Source organism: Bartonella sp. 1-1C, from assembly GCF_002810325.1.
GTDB classification, from domain to species: domain Bacteria; phylum Pseudomonadota; class Alphaproteobacteria; order Rhizobiales; family Rhizobiaceae; genus Bartonella; species Bartonella rochalimae.
Genome location: NZ_CP019489.1, coordinates 1,316,377 through 1,336,777 on the forward strand (window position 1 = coordinate 1,316,377; position 20,401 = coordinate 1,336,777).

20 protein-coding genes and 1 pseudogene are annotated in these 20,401 nt (G+C 37.6%); 9 read left to right on the forward strand and 12 right to left on the reverse strand.

Annotated features, from left to right (window positions below; genetic code table 11):
• Positions 1-36 precede the first annotated feature (36 nt).
• Entirely contained in the window at positions 37-312 is a 276-nt protein-coding gene (locus tag B11cv2_RS05915) for a DUF4164 domain-containing protein (RefSeq protein WP_100693722.1), read from the forward strand.
• Positions 313-324: 12 nt separating this feature from the next.
• Positions 325-690 carry a cell division protein ZapA gene (locus B11cv2_RS05920; RefSeq protein WP_100693723.1) on the forward strand — a complete coding sequence of 122 codons (366 nt, stop codon included), beginning with the start codon at positions 325-327 and terminating at the stop codon, positions 688-690.
• Between the two features lie 341 nt (positions 691-1,031).
• Here the strand turns inward: B11cv2_RS05920 and B11cv2_RS05925 are convergent.
• Positions 1,032-1,496, reverse strand: a pseudogene (locus tag B11cv2_RS05925) (DUF1036 domain-containing protein); the annotation flags it as partial.
• Positions 1,497-1,799: 303 nt separating this feature from the next.
• Between B11cv2_RS05925 and B11cv2_RS05930 the strand changes: the two are divergent.
• Positions 1,800-2,057 (forward strand): DUF2312 domain-containing protein, encoded by a 258-nt coding sequence (locus B11cv2_RS05930; RefSeq protein WP_035006538.1) that lies wholly within the window; start codon positions 1,800-1,802, stop codon positions 2,055-2,057.
• Here B11cv2_RS05930 and B11cv2_RS05935 read toward each other — a convergent pair.
• From B11cv2_RS05935 to B11cv2_RS05945, 3 genes are all read right to left on the reverse strand, one after another.
• Positions 2,054-3,877, reverse strand: coding sequence for an ABC-F family ATP-binding cassette domain-containing protein (locus B11cv2_RS05935; protein ID WP_100693725.1), 1,824 nt, complete (start codon positions 3,875-3,877; stop codon positions 2,054-2,056). The two genes, B11cv2_RS05930 and B11cv2_RS05935, sit on opposite strands and share 4 nt — an antisense overlap.
• An 8-nt stretch (positions 3,878-3,885) precedes the next feature.
• On the reverse strand, positions 3,886-4,290 hold the full coding sequence (locus tag B11cv2_RS05940) for a hypothetical protein (protein WP_100693726.1): 405 nt from the start codon (positions 4,288-4,290) through the stop codon (positions 3,886-3,888).
• Positions 4,291-4,426: 136 nt separating this feature from the next.
• On the reverse strand, positions 4,427-5,062 hold the full coding sequence (locus tag B11cv2_RS05945; protein WP_100693727.1) for a thiamine diphosphokinase: 636 nt from the start codon (positions 5,060-5,062) through the stop codon (positions 4,427-4,429).
• Between the two features lie 149 nt (positions 5,063-5,211).
• Here B11cv2_RS05945 and B11cv2_RS05950 point away from each other — a divergent pair, with 149 nt between their 5' ends.
• Positions 5,212-6,714 carry a M48 family metalloprotease gene (locus B11cv2_RS05950; RefSeq protein ID WP_100693728.1) on the forward strand — a complete coding sequence of 501 codons (1,503 nt, stop codon included), beginning with the start codon at positions 5,212-5,214 and terminating at the stop codon, positions 6,712-6,714.
• A 77-nt stretch (positions 6,715-6,791) separates the two neighbouring features.
• Here B11cv2_RS05950 and B11cv2_RS05955 read toward each other — a convergent pair whose 3' ends face one another.
• Positions 6,792-7,703 carry an RNA polymerase factor sigma-32 gene (locus B11cv2_RS05955; protein ID WP_100693729.1) on the reverse strand — a complete coding sequence of 304 codons (912 nt, stop codon included), beginning with the start codon at positions 7,701-7,703 and terminating at the stop codon, positions 6,792-6,794.
• 446 nt (positions 7,704-8,149) lie between these two features.
• Between B11cv2_RS05955 and B11cv2_RS05960 the strand changes: the two genes are divergently transcribed.
• The 3 genes from B11cv2_RS05960 to B11cv2_RS05970 all read left to right on the forward strand — a co-directional run bounded on the left by B11cv2_RS05960 (position 8,150) and on the right by B11cv2_RS05970 (position 10,949).
• Positions 8,150-9,742, forward strand: a complete 1,593-nt coding sequence (locus B11cv2_RS05960; RefSeq protein WP_245406969.1) for a hypothetical protein — start codon at positions 8,150-8,152, stop codon at positions 9,740-9,742.
• A gap of 42 nt (positions 9,743-9,784) precedes the next feature.
• The gene (fdxA, locus tag B11cv2_RS05965) at positions 9,785-10,123 is read left to right on the forward strand and encodes a ferredoxin FdxA (RefSeq protein WP_100693730.1); all 339 of its coding nucleotides are present in this window, start codon (positions 9,785-9,787) and stop codon (positions 10,121-10,123) included.
• 250 nt (positions 10,124-10,373) lie between these two features.
• Positions 10,374-10,949, forward strand: a complete 576-nt coding sequence (locus tag B11cv2_RS05970) for a CarD family transcriptional regulator (protein WP_100693731.1) — start codon at positions 10,374-10,376, stop codon at positions 10,947-10,949.
• 545 nt (positions 10,950-11,494) lie between these two features.
• Here B11cv2_RS05970 and rpmF read toward each other — a convergent pair.
• Together rpmF and mtgA are read right to left on the reverse strand one after the other, a co-directional pair.
• Positions 11,495-11,674: a 50S ribosomal protein L32 gene (gene rpmF, locus B11cv2_RS05975; protein WP_100693732.1), complete on the reverse strand. Its 180-nt coding sequence runs from the start codon at positions 11,672-11,674 to the stop codon at positions 11,495-11,497.
• A gap of 166 nt (positions 11,675-11,840) precedes the next feature.
• Positions 11,841-12,509, reverse strand: coding sequence for a monofunctional biosynthetic peptidoglycan transglycosylase (mtgA, locus tag B11cv2_RS05980; RefSeq protein WP_100693733.1), 669 nt, complete (start codon positions 12,507-12,509; stop codon positions 11,841-11,843).
• Positions 12,510-12,626: 117 nt separating this feature from the next.
• Between mtgA and B11cv2_RS05985 the strand changes: the two genes are divergently transcribed.
• Positions 12,627-13,529 carry a polyprenyl synthetase family protein gene (locus tag B11cv2_RS05985; RefSeq protein ID WP_100693734.1) on the forward strand — a complete coding sequence of 301 codons (903 nt, stop codon included), beginning with the start codon at positions 12,627-12,629 and terminating at the stop codon, positions 13,527-13,529.
• A 158-nt stretch (positions 13,530-13,687) separates the two neighbouring features.
• Here B11cv2_RS05985 and ispG read toward each other — a convergent pair whose 3' ends face one another.
• Positions 13,688-14,926 carry a flavodoxin-dependent (E)-4-hydroxy-3-methylbut-2-enyl-diphosphate synthase gene (ispG, locus tag B11cv2_RS05990; protein ID WP_100693735.1) on the reverse strand — a complete coding sequence of 413 codons (1,239 nt, stop codon included), beginning with the start codon at positions 14,924-14,926 and terminating at the stop codon, positions 13,688-13,690.
• A gap of 255 nt (positions 14,927-15,181) precedes the next feature.
• On the opposite strand from ispG, the gene B11cv2_RS05995 reads away from it, so the two are divergent.
• Positions 15,182-15,469 (forward strand): hypothetical protein, encoded by a 288-nt coding sequence (locus B11cv2_RS05995; protein ID WP_100693736.1) that lies wholly within the window; start codon positions 15,182-15,184, stop codon positions 15,467-15,469.
• Between the two features lie 200 nt (positions 15,470-15,669).
• Here B11cv2_RS05995 and B11cv2_RS06000 read toward each other — a convergent pair whose 3' ends face one another.
• Genes B11cv2_RS06000 through atpD form a run of 4 tightly spaced genes read right to left on the reverse strand, consistent with a single transcriptional unit; the run spans position 15,670 to position 20,383 of the window.
• Positions 15,670-16,641, reverse strand: a complete 972-nt coding sequence (locus B11cv2_RS06000) for an HlyD family secretion protein (RefSeq protein ID WP_100693737.1) — start codon at positions 16,639-16,641, stop codon at positions 15,670-15,672.
• Positions 16,642-16,687: 46 nt separating this feature from the next.
• Positions 16,688-18,304 carry an MFS transporter gene (locus tag B11cv2_RS06005; RefSeq protein WP_100693738.1) on the reverse strand — a complete coding sequence of 539 codons (1,617 nt, stop codon included), beginning with the start codon at positions 18,302-18,304 and terminating at the stop codon, positions 16,688-16,690.
• A 22-nt stretch (positions 18,305-18,326) separates the two neighbouring features.
• Positions 18,327-18,743 carry an ATP synthase F1 subunit epsilon gene (atpC, locus tag B11cv2_RS06010; RefSeq protein ID WP_100693739.1) on the reverse strand — a complete coding sequence of 139 codons (417 nt, stop codon included), beginning with the start codon at positions 18,741-18,743 and terminating at the stop codon, positions 18,327-18,329.
• 47 nt (positions 18,744-18,790) lie between these two features.
• Positions 18,791-20,383 (reverse strand): F0F1 ATP synthase subunit beta, encoded by a 1,593-nt coding sequence (atpD, locus tag B11cv2_RS06015; RefSeq protein ID WP_100693740.1) that lies wholly within the window; start codon positions 20,381-20,383, stop codon positions 18,791-18,793.
• Positions 20,384-20,401 lie beyond the last annotated feature (18 nt).

Here is a 20,401-nt window from a genome sequence, read left to right on the forward strand (position 1 = left end):
TTTTTGCATAAATGACTGTTAAGGAATGCACTCATTATGAATCAAGAGACTGTTATTTTACCACAAGCTCTAGAACAATTGGAAAAAGCACTCAGAAATTTAGAAGTTGCTGTTATCAATCACAATACTATTATTGATAAAAGCAACGAATGGGAAGAAGAAATTCAACGAATGAATGCGGATCGTAGTCGTCTTGCTCAAGAAATTGATAAATCCGAAGCGCAGACGGAACGATTGACCATAGTCAACAAGGACGTTTCTAAACGTCTGATTAAAGTTATGGAAACAATTCGTGTTGTAGTTGATCGATAAAGGTTTAAAAAAATGGAAACCGTTTCTGTCACGATTGATGGCAAAACTTACCGTATGGCCTGCGATGCAGGGCAAGAAGAATATCTCATTCAGCTCGCAGCTAAATTGGATCAATATATTGCACATCTTAAAAAAAACTTTGGGGAAATTGGTGATCAGCGTCTTTCCCTTATGGCCGGTATTATGATCATAGATGAAATGGAAGAAATAAAACGAGAAAATAAAAAATTACAAGAAAGTTATAAAGCTCTTCTCGAAGAAAATAAGAAAAAAGACTTAATGATGGATAAAATTATAACAGAAACAACGAAAAGAATTGAAAAGATCACCCATCAATTACTCAAAGACAATAAAGAGGAATCTTCTCTACAGGAATAAAACAAAATATATGCTTATCTGGATTCTTAAACGACCGTACTAACACATAAACAAAGGACCCAGTGAGCCTCCTCTCAACCAAGAGAAAAGACTTTATTTCCTTTAACACTCTTCCATATTTAAGAATTAAGCTTTTTATCGTAGCTTTAAAAAGTTTGTCATTCATGAACACTGATCAAAATATCAGCAAAAAAAAGAGCGATCGCCACTTTATGCAACACTATGTTTTATGATGAAGATGATGGTTTTGAAGGTGCAAGTGTAGGAACAGGAATAGATACAGGTAAAGAAAGAGGCTCAGCAGAAGGGACAAACAGGGGCACAGATGTAGCCGCCTTAGATGGTGAAGCGTTAGATATAGGGGTGGGTTTGAGTACACTTGAATCGTGCGATACAGGCTTATCGGTCAGCTGCACCATCCAATTGGTTTGATCACCGGTATCAATTTCTTCAAACTCAGCTCTTTGAAACCCTCTTACAAAACAATTATGAATACCTTCAATTGTAAATTGACTATCTTGGACACACATCATAACTTTCCCTACCCCACTCCCTTTTTTTCGCGTGTTTTCGAAATATAAATAATAAAATCGTGATGCAAGGGGGCCATCGATCAAAGTTTTACACTCTGTTGTTGGAACAATCCACCAACCTTCCGTAACCCAGTTTGAAACTGTACGATAACCAATAGCAATACCGACAGACTCTTGCGTTGTATTACAAACCCGAAAATCAGCTTTTGCACACTCAAAAGCAGAGAAGAAAAAAAGAATATTGAAGAACAAAACTCTAAGCTCTTTTAGCACAGTCCTTGCTCCTTATCTTCGTTTTAAAATCCATAAGTTCACTTTCACAAGGCAAATATTGAAAATAAAATATCCATTTTTTCTTTTTTTTCAAAATTATAGCACTCTATATATTTCTTTCTATCTCTTTTTTACTTCTTGATCTCTTTATCTCAGTGTAGAAAACTCGTTTATACAAAAAATTAAAGTCAATAGATTAAAAAAAAATGTAGAGCTTGACTCTCTACCCCTTCTTAAGGCATCCCCAATAAGGGTTTATTATCAACAGTCCAATAAACAATGTATATATTCGGAGAGAATACGATGAGCGATGTGATTGATACCACACAAGCTATATCCGTTAATCAACTACGTAGTTTTATCGAACGGATTGAACGGTTAGAAGAAGAAAAAAAAACAATTTCTGATGACATCAAAGATGTGTATACGGAGCTTAAAGGATCTGGTTTTGACAGTAAAGCAGTCCGCAGCATCATACGACTCCGCAAAAAAGAAGATCACCAACGAATTGAAGAAGAAGCAGTAATCCAACTTTATAAAGACGCCTTGGGGATGACTTAATCAGTGAGACATTTTTGTTCTATTTCTTCACGTAAAAGCTCAAGTTCTAACCATTCTTCTTCTTTTTGCGCACAGAGTTTTTTCTTCTCTTCCAGTGCTATGGATAAATCTTCAAAACGATTTTTATCACAACAATAAAGCGCTGGATCAGAAAGAGAATCTTCAATTTTCTTGATTTCATTCTGCAAAGCAGTAATCTGTTCCGGTAATTTTTCCAAAGTATATGTTTGCTTATAGGATAATTTACGGGGTGCTGTTTTTGTACGTAATGATGTTTGTTTTTTCTGCTCCAGAGTTGTTAATTTTTGCGACTCTTTACGCAAAGGAAGCGCAGCTTTTTTTATTTGCACCTCCATATCACTATAGCCCCCAGCATATAAAATCCAGTGACCATCCCCTTGAGGCGCTAAGATATGAGATACAGTTCGATCTAAAAAATCTCTATCATGACTTACCAACAAAACTGTTCCAGGAAAATCAGCAATAAATTCTTGTAAAAGATCAAGCGTTTCCATATCAAGATCATTGGTAGGCTCATCTAAAATCAAAAAATTTGCAGGTTGGGACAAAAGACGTGCCAACATTAAACGCGCTCTTTCACCGCCTGACAGCTCCTTCAACGGCGTGCGTGCTTGTTCTGGTAAAAATAAAAAATCTTTCATATAAGAAACAACGTGTTTCTCTTGCCCATTAATCAAAAGAGTATCGCCTCTGCCTCCCGTTAAATACTGCGCTAATGTTTCTTCTTCATTGACAGTACGCTGTTGATCAAGCAAGGCCATCGATAAATTATATCCCCGCTTTATGATTCCATGATCCGCAGGCTCCTGCCCTATCAAAACAGAAAGCAATGTCGTTTTTCCAATACCATTTCGGCCAACCAAGCCTACCCTATCCCCCCGTTGAAGACGCCATGAAAAATCCTTAACGAGAATGCGATCCCCATAAGATTTTGAAATCTTCCTCGCTTCCAACACAAGTTGCCCAGATTCTTGACTTTTAGACGCCTCAAATGAGGCATTTCCAAGAGGTCCTTTATAGGTCTGAGAACGCTGACGCAATTCTTTTAACGCTCCTAACCGCCGTACATTGCGCTTACGTCGTGCAGTAACTCCATAACGCAACCATTGTTCTTCTCGTTCAATCTGGCGGTTCAATTTATGCTGATCACGCGCTTCCTCCTCGAGCACTTTATCACGCCACCTTTCAAATTCAGAAAAAGGCTTTTCAACCCTTTTAGCTGTGCCCCTATCAATCCAAACTGTTGAACGCGTCACCGTTTCTAAAAACCTCCGATCGTGCGAAATAACCACAATCGCTGACCGTAAAGAACATAACATACCCTCTAACCATTCGATCGTTGGTAAATCAAGATGATTGGTTGGTTCATCCAACAACAAAATATCCGGTTGCACTGCAATTGCTTGTAATAATGAAAGACGACGTTTTTCTCCTCCAGAAAGGGTTCCTCCTTTTTCTGTACCCGAAAAACCAAAATTCCTCAAAAGAGTGTTGACCCACTGCTTATCGTGAGTCTCATTTAAACCAGCTTGTATATAAGCATTAACATCATCAAATCCTGAAAAATCAGGGTTTTGCGACACATAATGGAGCGTCGCCAGAGGGTGGCGAAAAACCTCGCCTCCACTCGGCTCTAATAATCCAGCAGCAATTTTTAAAAGCGTCGATTTTCCACACCCATTACGACCCACAAGAGCTATACGCTCACCTTGACCAACTGATAAACTCACCTGATCGAGTAAAGGATGCCCTCCAAAGGTTAAGAAAATACGATCAAGCCGCAGAAGTGGAATAGCCATTCACATTATTAATGGCAAGGAGCCTGATAACGTTGTCCTCTTTGATCAGTATAAGTGCACAATTGTGGTATCTGATGTGGTGTCTGATGAGCACAAGGTGCTCTATACACATACCCTTTTCCATCACGATAAGTGCATAAGCCAGACTGTTGAATCACTTGCTGTTGTGCCATTTTCTTTTGATTTTTTCTTTGAACTGCAGCAACACCTGTTACGGTTCCTGCAATAGCACCAACGGCTGCACCTGTCGTTACTGCGCCAAGTTTCCCACCATCAAGCGCTGCACCAGCTAAAGCGCCCAATGCAGCACCTCCAACACCATATTCTGTAATTTTTCGTTCAGACATTGTACATGCTGTTGAACTCAACCCAACAGCTGCAATAACTGCCATTGTAAAAACTGGTTTTAACATATTAAACCCTTTCTTTTTCTACTTTAAAGTCTAAAATCACGTTATACTATTATATCAGTCCCCTTACTTTTCCTGCTCCTGTCTTTTTACTTACCTTATACATATAAATTACTTGTCTTACACAGACAAAAAGACTCTATGAGGCAGGTATAGATGCTAATAATATAGCTTTACCAGAATACAAATGACAACAAAAAGTTCCACAAATACGGTTAGAGAGTGTTAAAGAAGATCCAAAAGGTACATTTTTGTCTAACAATGGCCATTTAACCCCCGACATTGTTAAACCTTGTAAATCAGAAAATCCAATAATACTAAACAAGCATCCATTCGGCAAATCACAAGAAAAAGAGTTTGGTATGATTGGCCATCCTTCTTCAAAACCACTGGTCAATAACACTGAAATGCCTTTCTCTGCCATTGCTACTGCTTGAGTCATATGAGATAAAGTATGATCACTTCTTTCTCCTCCAAAAGCACCACATAAAATAAGTCGTTGAGCGCCTTCCTGTAAAGCGCGCTCACAAGCCAATGCACTATCAGTTGCATCTTTATCAGAAGGAAAAAATTCCTGTGCAATATGGTTATATTTCTGCAATAAATCCTGCTCAGAAGAATCAAAATCCCCTAACCACAATTCGGGGACAACACATAGTGCTTCAGCATGACGTATTCCACCATCAGCAGCAATGATGCAACTATTACGAATTTGATCACGCAAACGTTGCGTAACGCAAATGTCCCCATTTAATAATATTGTAAATGTTTTCATGCCATATTACGCCTTGTATAAAACATCCTTTAATATATTACTGCTATAGATTATAGTCATGAAAACATCTCAAGAATCCTTATAAAAATTCTTAAATATAAAGTACAAACAAAATCTGAAAGCTGAAATAATAAAAAATGAAAAAAGCAATGATTCAAGGATTCAGATTTTTTCCAAAAAATTTCTTTCCTTACCGCGCAATTTATAGAACATTTCTTGTAAGCTTCTCCCTTTTTCTTGTCGCATGCCAAACAGAATTTAAACGGAATAATCGCTTACATCCTTCAGACTTTCCTATAAAAACAGCTCATTCCAACAACAATGATGTTTATGCCACATTGGGTGCTACACAACACCCCCGCATTTTAAAAACTTATGGTCAGGAATATAATAATCCAAAACTTGAGCGTATGTTAGCAAAAATTATAGGAAAACTCGTTGCCATTTCACACAACCCCAATCAAACCTATCACGTTACAATTTTAAACTCAGCCCATGTGAATGCATTTGCGTTACCTGGTGGTTATATTTATGTAACCCGTGGAATGCTGGCACTTGCTAATGACTCTTCAGAAGTTGCAGCTGTTTTAGCACATGAAATAGCGCATATTACGGCTAATCATGGTATCTTGCGCCTACAAAAAAAAGTAGAATTGAAATACACGAATAGCACATCCTCACATGTTGAATTATCCTCTAACATGAAATTGCACAACACTGTCAACACGCAACAAACTCTAGCTCAATTTTCAAAGAATCAAGAACTTGAAGCTGATGCCATTGGAATTGAAATGCTCCATCATGCTGGATACGATGCATTTGCGTTTCCACGCTTTTTGCAATCCATGGAAGCTTATAAAGCTTTTCGCAACATCTCCGGAACGACGAATGATTCATTAGACTTTTTATCCCACCATCCTACAACCCCACAACGAATTCGCCTAGCTATTAATAAAGCACATCAAATAAGCGCATCTGATCCTAAGACTAAAAACACTGATCGCGATACCTTTCTTAAGAGCCTTGATAACATGATTTTCGGAGATAACCCTGAGAAAGGATACATACGAGAGAATAAATTTGTCCATCCAAAATGGGGTGTAACTTTCTCCATCCCAACTAATTTTATCATCAACAATTCTTCTCAAGCTTTCATTGCAAGTGGCCCAGATAAAATTGCTATTCGTTTTGATGCCATCCCTTTTCCGACAAACATATCTGCAAGCGATTACTTGAAAAGCGGTTGGGTTTCTGGACTTGATGAAACCTCTGTTCAACCCATAACAATTCAAGGCTTACCTGCAGCCCATGCCTATGCGACTAATGAACAATGGCAATTTGATATAGTTGTTATTCCCATCAAAAATCGTGTTTTCCGCTTTCTAACAGCTGCCCCTCATCATTCCAAAAATTTTGAAGCTATCGCAAAAAATACAACCGAAAGTTTTCACACCCTTTCCCCTCAAGAGCTGAAGAAATTACCCCCTTTAAAGATTCATATTGTCCGTGTTGAACAGAAAGATACAATTTTAAGCCTTTCGGATAAAATGCAAGATACACCACACAAAGAAAAACTCTTTCGGCTGATTAATGGACTGTCACCAACACAAACTCTCCTTGAAGGATCATATGTTAAAATCATTTCTGAATGAAGGGAGAAGAATATTTTGCCTCCTCATTTCACAATGATAATTTTGATTTTTTTCAAAGAATGATCCAATACTTATCCCTATGCTTGATAAACTTCTGCAGAATTCACTGTTAACAAAGCACAACGAAGCTTTTGCAAAGCCCGCGCTTCAATTTGGCGTACACGTTCTTTTGAAATCCCCAATTTTTCACCGAGCACTTCTAAGGTTGTACCCTCTTCATTTAAGCGGCGAAAACGAATAATTTCGAGTTCTCGTTCATTGAGAATTTGTAAAGCCTCATGAAGCCATTGTGCCCGCCGTTGCCCATCAATTGCTTGCTCAATCACAGAATCGGGGAGAGGATGATCATCTATTAAAGAATCCATTTTAGCAATTGGAGTTTCACCGTTCTCAGAAATAGAAAGACTTAATGAATTATCCGTCCCAGAAAAACGGAAATCCATTTTTTCAACATCATTCACTGAAACCCCAAGTTTTTCAGAAATCGCACGAAAAATTTCTTGTTTGGTCAAAGTGTTATCATCTTGCGCTAATTTAGCACGCAAACGTCGAAGATTAAAAAAGAGTGCTTTTTGCGAAGAACTCGTTCCTCCCCGAACAATTGACCAGTTCCGTAAAATATAATCTTGAATAGAAGCTCTTATCCACCATGTCGCATAGGTGGAAAAACGTACCCCACGATCAGGATCAAAACGTGCAGCTGCTTCCAAGAGTCCCACATATCCTTCTTGAACTAAATCACCTAAGGGCATTTTAAAACGTTTAAAACGGCTAGCAATTGAAATAACCAAACGCATATGAGCAGCTGCAATTTGGTGCATAGCATTATCATCACGTTTATTTTTCCATCGCAGTGCTAAATCATGCTCCTTTTTTCGTTCAAGATAGGGCGCCTGCTTCGCAGAACGCATCATATTGCGACCCAAACTTGTGTCAGTATTATTATAATTTTTACTGCTTTTATACACAACATGTGAATGACTACTCATAATAATCCCTTGCGATTAAAATTATTTTCTAAGTTGTTTTGACAACAACATCATTATTTGCTCTAATAAACTTTAAAGTTGTTTATTATTACGAATACTACTTTAACGTGTATTTTTACAATCGCAATTGTTTTTTTTATTTTGACGACACAACTTATTTCTTCACGCATAGGTTTTTACACAGCAAATGCCTGCAAATGCTTGCTTTCACCACGTAATTAAATGAAGAAAAAAAATTAAAAAGGATAAATAAAAGAGAAATTAGTGTCTTTTATCACTCACTTTAATTGTGAAATAAGAGAGAAATTTTAACATTAGCGCCTATATTTACAATTAAAAGTTGTATAGTGTCTTGATAAGACAATATCGAAAATTAAAATACCTATAAAAAGACAATAAGAACACATTGAAGCAAGCATAATAAACATGCTAAAATGCTAAAGAGAATGCAAAATGGTCTTATTAAGAATAACCTTTTACCCCATAAAACTTTGAGAAAGAAAATGATCATGGAGAGCGAAATTATTCAAAAGGATGATATTCTTATTGAAAAAAGTGGAAGTGGTAGATTTGAGGGGTTTCGTTTTTATATCAATAAAGGCAACACAGAGACAAATAAAGAAACTGATGAACAAAACAGTATCAATAACGAAAGTTTAATTGCTGCCTTTACGAAACGTGCAACACGTTTTTGTGCTGCCGCTAATGGGGATTTTACACTCAGTTCCGATGGAATTATTCGCTGGATTGGTCAACCTGTCGGACAACTCATTGCAACAACAGATATTTTAAAGCCCAAAGTTCTTCTCTTAGCAGATGCACAACTAACAGGCGAACCTCGTGACCAAGTGATAGCACGATTAGAGCGTTTTGTAATCTTTCATTTTGAAACAATTTTAAAACCGCTCTTAGATTTACGCAATGCTAATCATTTGACAGATTCAACAGCTAAACTTGCTTCACAACTTTTCGATTCTTTAGGCATTTTACCCCGTCGTAGTGTTGCCAAAATGGTTAAAAATCTTGACCAAGAAGCACGGGGAAATCTTCGACAGCTCGGCATTCGCTTCGGTACTTTTAATATCTATGTTATGGGAATGCTCAAACCAGCACCGATCCAAGCACTCATACTGCTTTGGTGTCTCCAAAATAAAGACAGTGATCAAACAGGGTTAAATGAAATATTGGCGGCTTTGAACAACGGACGAACTTCATTTGTTGCGGACCCAACATATAACTCCACATTTTATCGTTTAGCGGGTTATCAAGTTCTAGGAAAACGTGCTGTACGTATTGATATTCTAGAACGTCTTGCCAATCTTATTCGCCCTGCATTCCATTGGAAACCAGGATTAGAGCCAAAACCAGATGGTGCCTATGATGGTAAAAGTTTTTTTGTTACTCCAGCGATGATGTCTACTCTTGGAGCCAATGAGACTGATATGGAGGAAATTCTTAAAGGACTTGGTTATCGGTCGAATCGTTATGATAATTCTGTGCTTACACAAAATCTCGTCCATCAAGATTTGGCGCATAATACCTCAAAAACAAGGAAACTATTTCCTGAAGCAGAATGTGTAGGTGATCTTTGGAAAACAATACAACACTCCAACTCACTCCAAGCCGAAATAAAAACGGTTTCTTCTCTTAAACAGCGCCCTTGTGCCACAGATTGTCTACCAAAAGCTGAACCCGTTGGCGATTTTGCCAAACACATACAAAATAAAACAGAAAATAAAACTATTTTATTATGGCATTATCATTTTCAACAAACGCAACATGATCGAAACCGTAATAGCTCTAAACAAAAATGGCAAGAGAAGAGCCAAAAAACTTCTACACTAGGAAGCAATACACCCTATAACGCTTCTCAAGAAAAACCTTTAAAAGCTCAACATTCTTATAAGTATAATAAAAAGAAAAATGCTTCCTCACACAATAAATCACCGCGAACACAAAGTTATGATTCCAATTCACCTTTTGCAAAATTGGCTGTGCTGCGTGATCAACTTAAACGTGATAAAGACGCACGCTTATAAACCCTTTTTAAAGATCACTAAAACAGAAAATGGAGTTTGATCTTGACCTACGTTGTAACTGACAATTGTATTCAGTGCAAATATACTGATTGCGTTGAAGTTTGTCCTGTTGACTGTTTTTATGAAGGTGAAAACATGCTTGTTATTCACCCTGATGAATGCATCGATTGTGGTGTCTGCGAGCCAGAATGCCCAGCCGAAGCGATTAAACCAGATACTGAACCAGGACTCGAAAAATGGCTGGAACTCAATCTCCGTTATGCAAAGAAATGGCCTAATTTAATGACCAAAAAAGATCCACTTCCCCAAGCAAAAGAAATGGATGGTATTCCCAATAAACTAGAAAAATATTTTTCAGAAAATCCAGGAAATGGCGAATAATACCTCATCTTCTGAACAAAAGATCTTTCCAAAAGTTTAAACTATTGTATGGGTATACAAAATTCTTACGAGAAATGATTGATTCTTTTGAATTTTTATGTTAACAAAGTCTTAACATAACTATTTTGCTAAGCATTTTTTTGGCCTTAAAGTACTTAGCTTCAACGCTCAACTCTAAAGATATTTAGCTTTAAAGCATTTAATTCGTTTGCCAATATTATTATTGGCCGTAAAGGGAGTAAACTAAAATATGGCACCCCCGCGAAATACCTCTTTCAGTGCTGAAGATTTTTCAACTTCTGAGTATATCGTTTACCCTACCCATGGAGTAGGTCAAATTATGGCGATTGAAGAACAAGAAGTTGCAGGGCATAAATTAAAACTTTTTGTAATCCACTTTGCTAAAGATAAAATGGATGTAAAAGTGCCCGTTGCAAAAGCTCTTTCTACTGGAATGCGCAAATTATCTACAGTTGATTCTGTGAATCGTGCTTTTAAAATTCTTCAAGGAAAAGCACGCATTAAACGCACTATGTGGTCACGACGTGCTCAAGAATATGATACTAAAATTAATTCAGGAGATATTATTTCTATTGCTGAAGTCGTTCGCGATCTCTTTCGTTCAGCTCTACAACCTGAGCAATCTTATTCAGAACGTCAACTCTACGCTATTGCTCTCGATCGCATGGCCCGTGAAATTGCTATTATCAATAATCTCACCGAAACAGAAGCGATAAACTTAATAGAAAAACACCTAGATAAAAAATCGAAATGCGAATTTAAAAATGAGATTGATGAAGGAAATAATGCTGTTTACGCTGCGTAAGCTCCTGAAAAATTTTGCCTTATAACAAGATAAATTGGTAAAAAGTCAATTTTAATTATTCCTTGATCTGCTTCTTAAGCTTTTATCCTTTGCAATTGTAAGCCGAAGGATTTTTTAATATATCAACTGCACATACACACTGTAGTCTCTCAAAAAAGAGAGACTATAGCTTTATAGAGTAGATTGTAAACACAATAAAAGTCTTTATGATAAAAGCTAGTGAACTGTATAAATTATGAAAAAGCTTCCTATTCATTTAATCCGAATTACAGAATTTGCAATCAACTTGATTATTGTCATCTGATAGACAATCGATCTTGAGCAAACAAAACCAACATTTACGGATACATACCTGTTTTCAAATCAATATGATGAAGATGACGCAACACGCTGGAACTTTTATTAAATATAATCGCTACGACAACAAAAAACCTCCCTTGTCAAAAGAACAAGCAGTTAACTGTAAGAAATGCGGAAAAGCTTTTTGTTGACTAAACTTAGGATACAACAGAAACAATAAACTTATTTGGTAACTGAGAGAAAGCTTATTCTTTAGCAGGCAAAACCAAACGCCCACGATATATACCTGTTTTCAAATCAATATGATGAGGACGACGCAATTCGCCGGAACTTTTATCCTCGATATAAGTTGGTGCTTTAAGGGCATCAGCCGAACGGCGCATACCACGTTTAGACGGAGAAGTTTTTCGTTTAGGTACAGCCATAACAGGACACTCCACACTCATCAACACAGAAGCGCTAATGCTCAAAATGACAACTTCTGTCAACAACAAAATTAAATCTCACTGCTTTATACATTGATTATAATCTTTTGACCAGACTTTTATATAATTTTTTTTATTTTTCTTTTCTAACAATTCTCACTCTTCTTTAATGAAGACAGTGTGTATAAGCACGTGAAAAATAAATTCGTTTTTCAATAAGATGGGTTAAAGCTATAAAATTATCGATTGGTTGATATGGATTACGCCAATAAGGATTGGGTAAACTCGCTACAAGAGCAGCAGCCTGTCGCACAGTCAAATTTCGTGCAGATTTCTGAAAATAATAAAAAGCCGCAGCTTCTATTCCATAAATTCCAGGTCCCCATTCTGCAATATTCAAATAAATTTCTATAATCCGTTTTTTTGATAAAATAGCATCAGCCATAACAGAATAAGGAATTTCTATAACCTTGCGGATATAAGATCTATTAGGCCATAAGAAAAGATTTTTGATCATTTGCATGTTGATTGTTGATCCCCCTCGTAAAGGCTTTGAATCCGTTTTTAAGATATCAATCAACATAGCCCAATCAACACCAGAATGATGACAAAATCGCCCATCTTCGGACATAATAACTCCAGAGGGGACTGAAAATGCAATATCAGGCAGTGCAACCCATTTACGCTTATATTTTTTGTCACTCACCCAATCGCGTATCATTAAAGTAGAAACAGGGTGAACAAAATCGAAACGATAAATCAACAACAAAATAATTGGACACAAAAATAAAAACACAAGAAAACTGATCAAATAACGCATTCGCCTCATCGCCATCTTTTTCTTTCTTTTTATTTTTTATAAAATTTAAGAGTGTGAAAATAACCGTTTTATTCTTCATTTTTTTATCATAAAAAGAACCTTATCATTTTGCAAAGAAGAAAGGAAGAAAGGATGCATGAATTCACGACTCTTCTTGCAAAACATGCGCAGAATGTTGAGAAGCGCCTCGATATGCTTCTTAGTCATAAAGCCCAAAATGATGAAATTATCCGGCCTGAAATGCTCATCAATGCCATGCGCCATGGTGTTTTGAATGGCGGCAAACGCTTGCGTCCTTTCTTGGTGATTCAAAGTGCGGCTCTTTTTGATATCCCTCCTGAAGACTCTCTTGATATTGGTGTCGCATTGGAATGTATTCACTGTTATTCACTCATTCATGATGATCTTCCTGCTTTAGATAACGACACACTCCGACGTGGACAACCCACTGTTCACATAGCTTTTGATGAAGCCACTGCAATTTTAGCAGGGAATGCGCTCCTCACTTTTGCTTTTGAAATCATTGCCCACAAAACCTGTTCCTTTTCTCCAAAAACGAAAATTGAACTGATTACAGCTCTTACACAGGCTGCAGGTCTCGGCGGTATGATCGGTGGACAACTGCTCGATTTAGAAGCTGAAAAAAAACCACACAATGAAAATGCAACGACCACTTTACAACAAATGAAAACAGCTGCTCTTATCCGTTTTGCTTGTCAAGCAGGTGCTATTATGGGTCGAGCCTCCAAAACATTGACGCATCAACTAGCCTCCTTTGGGACACATATTGGCTTAGCTTTTCAATTGACCGATGACCTTCTTGACCTTACTTCTCATACAAAAATTCTTGGAAAAACTGCAGGGAAAGATCAAATAGCCAACAAAGCAACACTTATCAATCTTTATAGCCTTGACGAAGTTAAAAAAAAACGAGATGAACTTATCACAAAAGCAGAAGAATTTCTTCTTCCTTTTGGAGCTAAAGCAATCCCATTGAAACAAGCAGCACACTTTATTGCAACACGTAAAAATTAACGCTTCCCATTCTTTTGGGATCATAAATAAAATAAAAGCAAATAGAATGAAATAATTCTTTTGTATCACCCATACCAAAAATACACGTCAATATATTCTTCTAAAATCTCAGCAATTGAGAACAAAGTAGAGAGAACAATATATTCCTCTTTTATCCATTATGTCCCAAAACGGGTATGAATATACTCTTTTAAAATCGTTTCAAATTCTTCGGCAATATGAGGACCGCGCAAAGTCCTTACTTTTTTGCCATCAATAAAAACAGGAGCTGCTGGATTTTCTCCCACCCCAGGTAAGGAGATTCCAATATCGGCATGCTTTGATTCCCCTGGTCCATTAACAATACACCCCATAACAGCAACTTTTAAACCTTCAACACCAGGATATTTATTCCGCCAAATTGGCATATTTTTGCATAAATCTGCTTCGATCTTTTGTGCTAATTGTTGAAAAAACGTCGACGTTGTCCGACCACATCCTGGACACGCAGCAACCACAGGAACAAACTGCCTAAATCCCATAACTTGCAAAAGTTCTTGACAGACCTTTACTTCTCGCGTTCGATCACCGCCTGGCTCAGGTGTTAATGAAACACGAATTGTATCACCAATTCCTTGCTGCAATAAAATCCCTAACGCCACAGATGAAGCAACAATTCCTTTTGTCCCCATACCCGCCTCTGTCAACCCAAGATGGAGAGCATAATTACACCGTTTTGCCAACATAGTATAAACAGCAATGAGATCTTGTACACCACTCATTTTAACAGAGAGTATAATATACTCCCGTCCTAAGCCAGTTTCTTCAGCTAAAAGAGCTGAATGAAGTGCCGATTGAACGACAGCTTCCCGAATAACTTCAGTAACAGACAAAGGCTTTTCCTGCCGAGCATTTTCATCCATAAGCCGTGTCAATAACACATGATCCAGTGACCCCCAATTCACCCCAATCCGTATAGGTTTACGATAATGGCATGCCATCTGAATAATTTGAATAAATTGCTTATCCTTTTTTGCGCCAAAACCAACATTGCCAGGATTAATGCGATATTTTGAAAGCGCTTCTGCACATGCAGGATAATCAGCCAAAAGCGTATGACCAATATAATGAAAATCTCCTACCAATGGTACAAAAATACCCAACCGTTCCAACCGCTCTCGTATCTTAGGAACAGCCGCTGCCGCTTCATTCCGATCAACAGTTATTCGAACCAATTGGGATCCTGCGCGCCAAAGAGCAGCAACTTGAGCAACTGTTGCATCAATATCAGCCGTATCCGTATTGGTCATAGACTGAATAACAATTGGATTCCCGCCCCCAATCATAATATCACCAACCGTAACCGGAACAGAGCGATGACGCTCTAAAGGTTTAGATAAATAATGTGCTATATTCATCAGCTCTTTAAAACTTTCAAAACTTAAACTTATCCAGCCTTATGGTAATACACATCATAGCACAATTAAAAAGAATGGATTCATGAGAAAATTCTTTCAAGAGTCTCTCTTTTTAAACATCAAAAACCAACACGCAACAGAGATTTAGAAAGAAAATGCAACCTTTCAATTCTCGATCCGTTATATCAAGTTCCACAGACAATTTCCATCTTATATATTTGCTATAAGACATTAAAAATAAGAAGGAGTAAAACCATGTATATCTTTCAAAACCCTTGCAGTAAAAATGATAAAATCAAAAAACGCATTGCACAATTAAAAGAGGAGCTCATAACTATCAACCGTCAGCCCCTTCAGAATGATCGTTTTGGTAGCATCTCTAAAATGCTGAAAAAATGGAAACAAAAAGGACACCATGCTCTTTACCATATCAATAACCATGCCGAAGAGCTAAAAAAGAAAGCAAAAGACAATCCTAAAACAACTCTCTTATTAACCGCTGGACTCGTTTTAACTAGCTATTGTTTAATGCGCAAAAACTAATCAACGTACCAAGTGCTCCTTTTTTAATGATTCATTGAACACTTTTTTCACCATTCACCTAAAATGGGCACTTTGTTATCTTATCTTGCAAAAATAAGAGTCCTGCACCATTTTTTTAAACTAAAATAATAATGAAAAAATAAATCCAACGAAATCCTCTAAACTGAAAATAAACTTGAGTATAAAATAAAGAGAATATTTCAATCCCTAGAATGATGCGATGCTGTATCAACATACGTAATCACTGACATTCCAGGAATAAGTTTTTCAATTCCCTCTTGCCCTTGATCTATGGCAATACGAATAGAGATGCGTTGCGCAATTTTGATAAAATTACCATGTGCAGTCTCTGTTCCTAATAATGAAAATTCTGATCCTGTCGCAGGAGCAAAGCGTACCACACGGCCTGTTAATTTTTGATTTTTTAAAGCATCAGCATAAAAAATAACAGGCTGTCCAATACGCATATTAGAAATCTGTGTTTCCTTATAATGGGCAATAATCCAAATGTCATCAGAAACAACAGCCACCAACCGCATACCAGACTCTACATATTGCCCCACTTGTATGCCAACCGATCCAATATGTCCTACAGCAGGAGAAATAATTTTAGTGTGCGCTAAATTCAGCTCAGCAACTTCAACACCCGCTTTTGCTTCCGCAATATCCGATTGTAAACCTTGTCGTTCAAATTCCAATTTCTTGTGCAATTGGCTCTTTGTTTCAAATGTTGCTGATAAATGTGAAGAAGCAGAAGATAATGGCAAAGTTCCTTGAGCATTTAAATTCTTAGAATGAGACAACTCGGTTCTTATCCTATCAATTTCCTTTTGCAACAATTTAATCTGTAACAAAACACTGGCGAGCTTTGCTTTTTTTGCCTCAAGAATTGCTTGTGCCTGCGCAAGCTGATATCGGAAAAGGGTATCATCCAGTTCAAATAAAACCATTCCCTTTTCAACTTTTTGATAATCTTGAACATAAACCCGTTTCACGATACCAGAAACTTGCGGACTTATCAGAGTAATATTCCCCTTAATCAAAGCATTATTGGTTTTTTGAAGGGTACTCACAAATGGCGGTAATTGCCACGCCCATAAAATCAATACAATTCCCATTATACCGGACAGAAAGGCAACAATGGTTGATTTTGATCGCAAGATTTTGATCATTGCTTTTCACATATCCTTACTAATCACACTTTACTTTTTAACAACATCATAAAGACCTCATAAAATATGATTTATAAAATATTTTGAGGAGAAAAATAATTAAAACAATCATTGTCATATAAAAATAAAGCCGAAAAACATCATCATAAGCCAAAACATTTGCTGTCAATTGCAACTGATCCGTTAGACTTGATATCGTTTTTTCACCCTTTAAGCTATGAGAAACTAAAGCGCTGTAAGGAGAAGATAAGTGATTTATCTTCTCAAAAACAAATGTGCCCGTCGTTGTAATTTCTTGTGTTAAATATTCAAAATGATGACGTGCGAAAAAAAATTGCAAACTACTAAAAAGAGCTGCACTCATAAGCCCTCCTGTAACTTGTGCCAATAAAAAAATCGCAATAAAACTCAAAACATAATTGGGCCCTCGCGCACTAGCTTTAACAAAACCATTACATAAAGCAGGAGGCAAAAAAAGAGCATAACCAAAACCAATCAAGCCTTGACTTATAATCATATCCATCGGACGAGTTAACTGGCTCACATGACTATCTAAGTAAGATCCCACCGCTAAACAGCTCAAAGATAAAAGATAAAAATAATCCTCTCGACCCATTCGTAAAAAAAAGACACAAACACCGCCTCCTAAAAGAGTACCAAAAGTGACTGCACAATACATAGGGGCCATATCACGATTTAACAAACCAAAAAGATTAAAGAAGTCCGCAGCTAAAGTTGATTGCTCTAATAAAAGAATTCGAAACACCAACAAAACCAAAACAATTTGGATCATTTCTTTGCTAAAAAGCCACCGTAAATCAATCAACGGAGTTTCTCTATTTAGTTCAATTATAATAGCAATCGTCAAAGAAAAAATGGCAAGTGCAAGTCCACAACCAATCCATAGTGTTTCAGTCCACCAATACCATTTGCCAATAGACATCACTATAGCATTTAAACCGAGTCCAAGTGCAATCAAACTATAACTTACCCAGTCTAATTTCTTAATGACCTTGTTGCAAATAACTGGCGTAAGTGGAAGAGAAAAAATACATCCTAAACCGATCAAAACAAGTCCCATCTCCACTGCTGAAAGACTAGAAAATCCGCCATTTTCAAGAAGACTTGGTGAAATCAAACGAGATAAAGGAACTGCTAAAGCCGCATTCATATAATTTAAACTGATACCAATAGTGTATTTTTTTGCCGGTGCAAAAGCCTCCATCATATAGAGAAAAGCTAACGAAGCCATTGGTGCAGCAGCAATACCAGCGAAAAAACGAATAATCAAAGCTGAACGTAAATCTGTAACAAACAAATGCAAAATACACACCACAACAAATCCAAGAATCGATAATTCAGCAAAATTCCTTAAGCCGAATTGATAACGAATCTTAATCAACATGATTGCAATACTGACATGCGGTGCCATATAAGCACTGACCAACCATGTCGTTTCAATAAGTGTTGTGTTGAAATCTCCTGTGAGCTCGATAATATTGGATTGAACCATATTGGCCCCTAATCCATAAGCCCATTGTAAAATAAAAGAAGCAAAAATATAAGTGAAGCATTTTGGCAAAGGTCCTGCAAAAATAGCACCTAGATGAGTGAAAGGCCCAAGTTCTGCGGACGATACCCCACTGTTCCCCTCGTTGCTCATCTTTCTATTCTCACATTTTTCATTATGCCAGTGCTGAAACACCACCCACAGAAATTAATTTCTGAAAAACCTCTTCCACTTTATGATGAGTCCTACCGCTTACGTTTTCTTCCACCATGACTCGAACTTCTGCCATGCGCTGCTCAAGATCCTGAAGAGATAAATGATTAATAGCAACAGCGGTTTCAGCTAAGAGAGAGCATCCCAAAGATGTAATATCTGCAACCCCTCCCAAAAGAGCAAATATTTTTTCTTCTGAGGAAGACATAACCCTAATAACACCTGGAACGAGACTTACCACTAAAGGAGCATGATTAGCCATAATCGTTAAATATCCCGATACTGAAGGTAGAACAACAGCCATCACTTTTTCTGAAAAGATAAGTTTCTCAGGTGAGACAAGCTCAAACAAGAAAGATTCTGTTCTTTTATTTTCCACGGGAACCCCTTGTCTTTCTAGGACAAACACTCATCACAGAACACCTTTTATGAAGAAGCTTCTTCAATCAAACGCTTTCCTTTTTCAATGGCTTCATCAATCGAACCAACCATGTAAAAAGCTGCTTCTGGTAAATCATCATAATTACCAGCACACAATCCTTTAAATCCATCGATAGTCTCTTCTAAAGAAACCAACTTTCCAGGAGCTCCAGTAAAAGCTTCTGCTACATGGAAAGGCTGCGAAAGGAAACGCTCAATTTTACGCGCCCGCGCAACCAACAATTTATCTTCTTCAGACAATTCATCCATACCAAGGATAGCAATAATATCCTGCAAAGATTTATAACGTTGCAAAATAGTCTGAACCTGACAAGCAACAGTATAATGCTCTTCACCAACGATCAATGGATCCAGCATTCGCGAAAAAGAATCGAGTGGATCAACTGCTGGATAAATTCCTTTCTCCGCAATTGAACGAGAAAGAACAGTTGTGGCATCTAAATGCGCAAAAGACGTAGCAGGCGCTGGATCAGTTAAATCGTCAGCGGGAACATAGATAGCTTGTACAGACGTGATAGATCCCGTTTTGGTACTTGTAATACGCTCTTGCAAAGCACCCATATCCGTTGCCAAAGTTGGTTGATACCCCACAGCAGAAGGAATACGTCCCAACAGAGCTGAAACTTCGGCACCAGCTTGTGTAAAACGGAAAATATTATCCACAAAGAAAAGCACATCTTGCCCTTCATCACGAAAATTCTCTGCAATTGTCAAACCTGAAAGCGCTACACGTGCACGTGCCCCTGGTGGCTCATTCATCTGCCCATAAACAAGGGCACATTTTGAACCTATAGTTGACCCATTTTCTCTTGGATCAACGTTCACACGACTTTCAATCATTTCATAATAGAGATCATTCCCTTCACGCGTACGCTCTCCTACACCGGCGAACACTGAATAACCTCCATGTGCTTTTGCGATATTGTTGATGAGTTCCATAATTAAAACGGTCTTACCAACACCAGCTCCCCCAAACAAACCAACCTTTCCTCCCTTCGAATAAGGAGCAAGCAAATCAATCACTTTAATTCCGGTAACAAGAATTTCTGATTCGGTTGATTGTTCCACATATTGAGGCGCTTCTTGATGAATTGAACGTTTTTTAGTCGCCATAATGAGTCCTGCATCATCAACAGGTTCCCCAATCACATTCATAATACGACCAAGAGTTGCCTCTCCAACAGGCACACAAATTTGCGCTCCCGTATCATAAACCTTTTGACCACGAACAAGGCCCTCTGTTGTATCCATTGCAATGGTACGAACTGTATTTTCACCCAAATGTTGAGCAACTTCTAGAACAAGCTTATTACCCAAATTGTCTGTTTCTAACGCATTAAGAATATGAGGTAATTCTCCTTCAAAATGCACATCAACAACAGCTCCTATAACTTGCCTAATTTCACCAATAGATCCCTTCTGACGAACAGTCTTAGAATCAACATGGGCAAGACTAGAAGAGCCTTGAGCCTTTTTTGCCGATTTTGCTGAGGAAGTCTTTTTTACGCCTGAACGAGCAACTGATTTTTTTTCTTCACCCTTTGCTGTTCTTTTTTTTGACGTTGTTGCTTTCATCATTAATCTTTACCTTCTCAC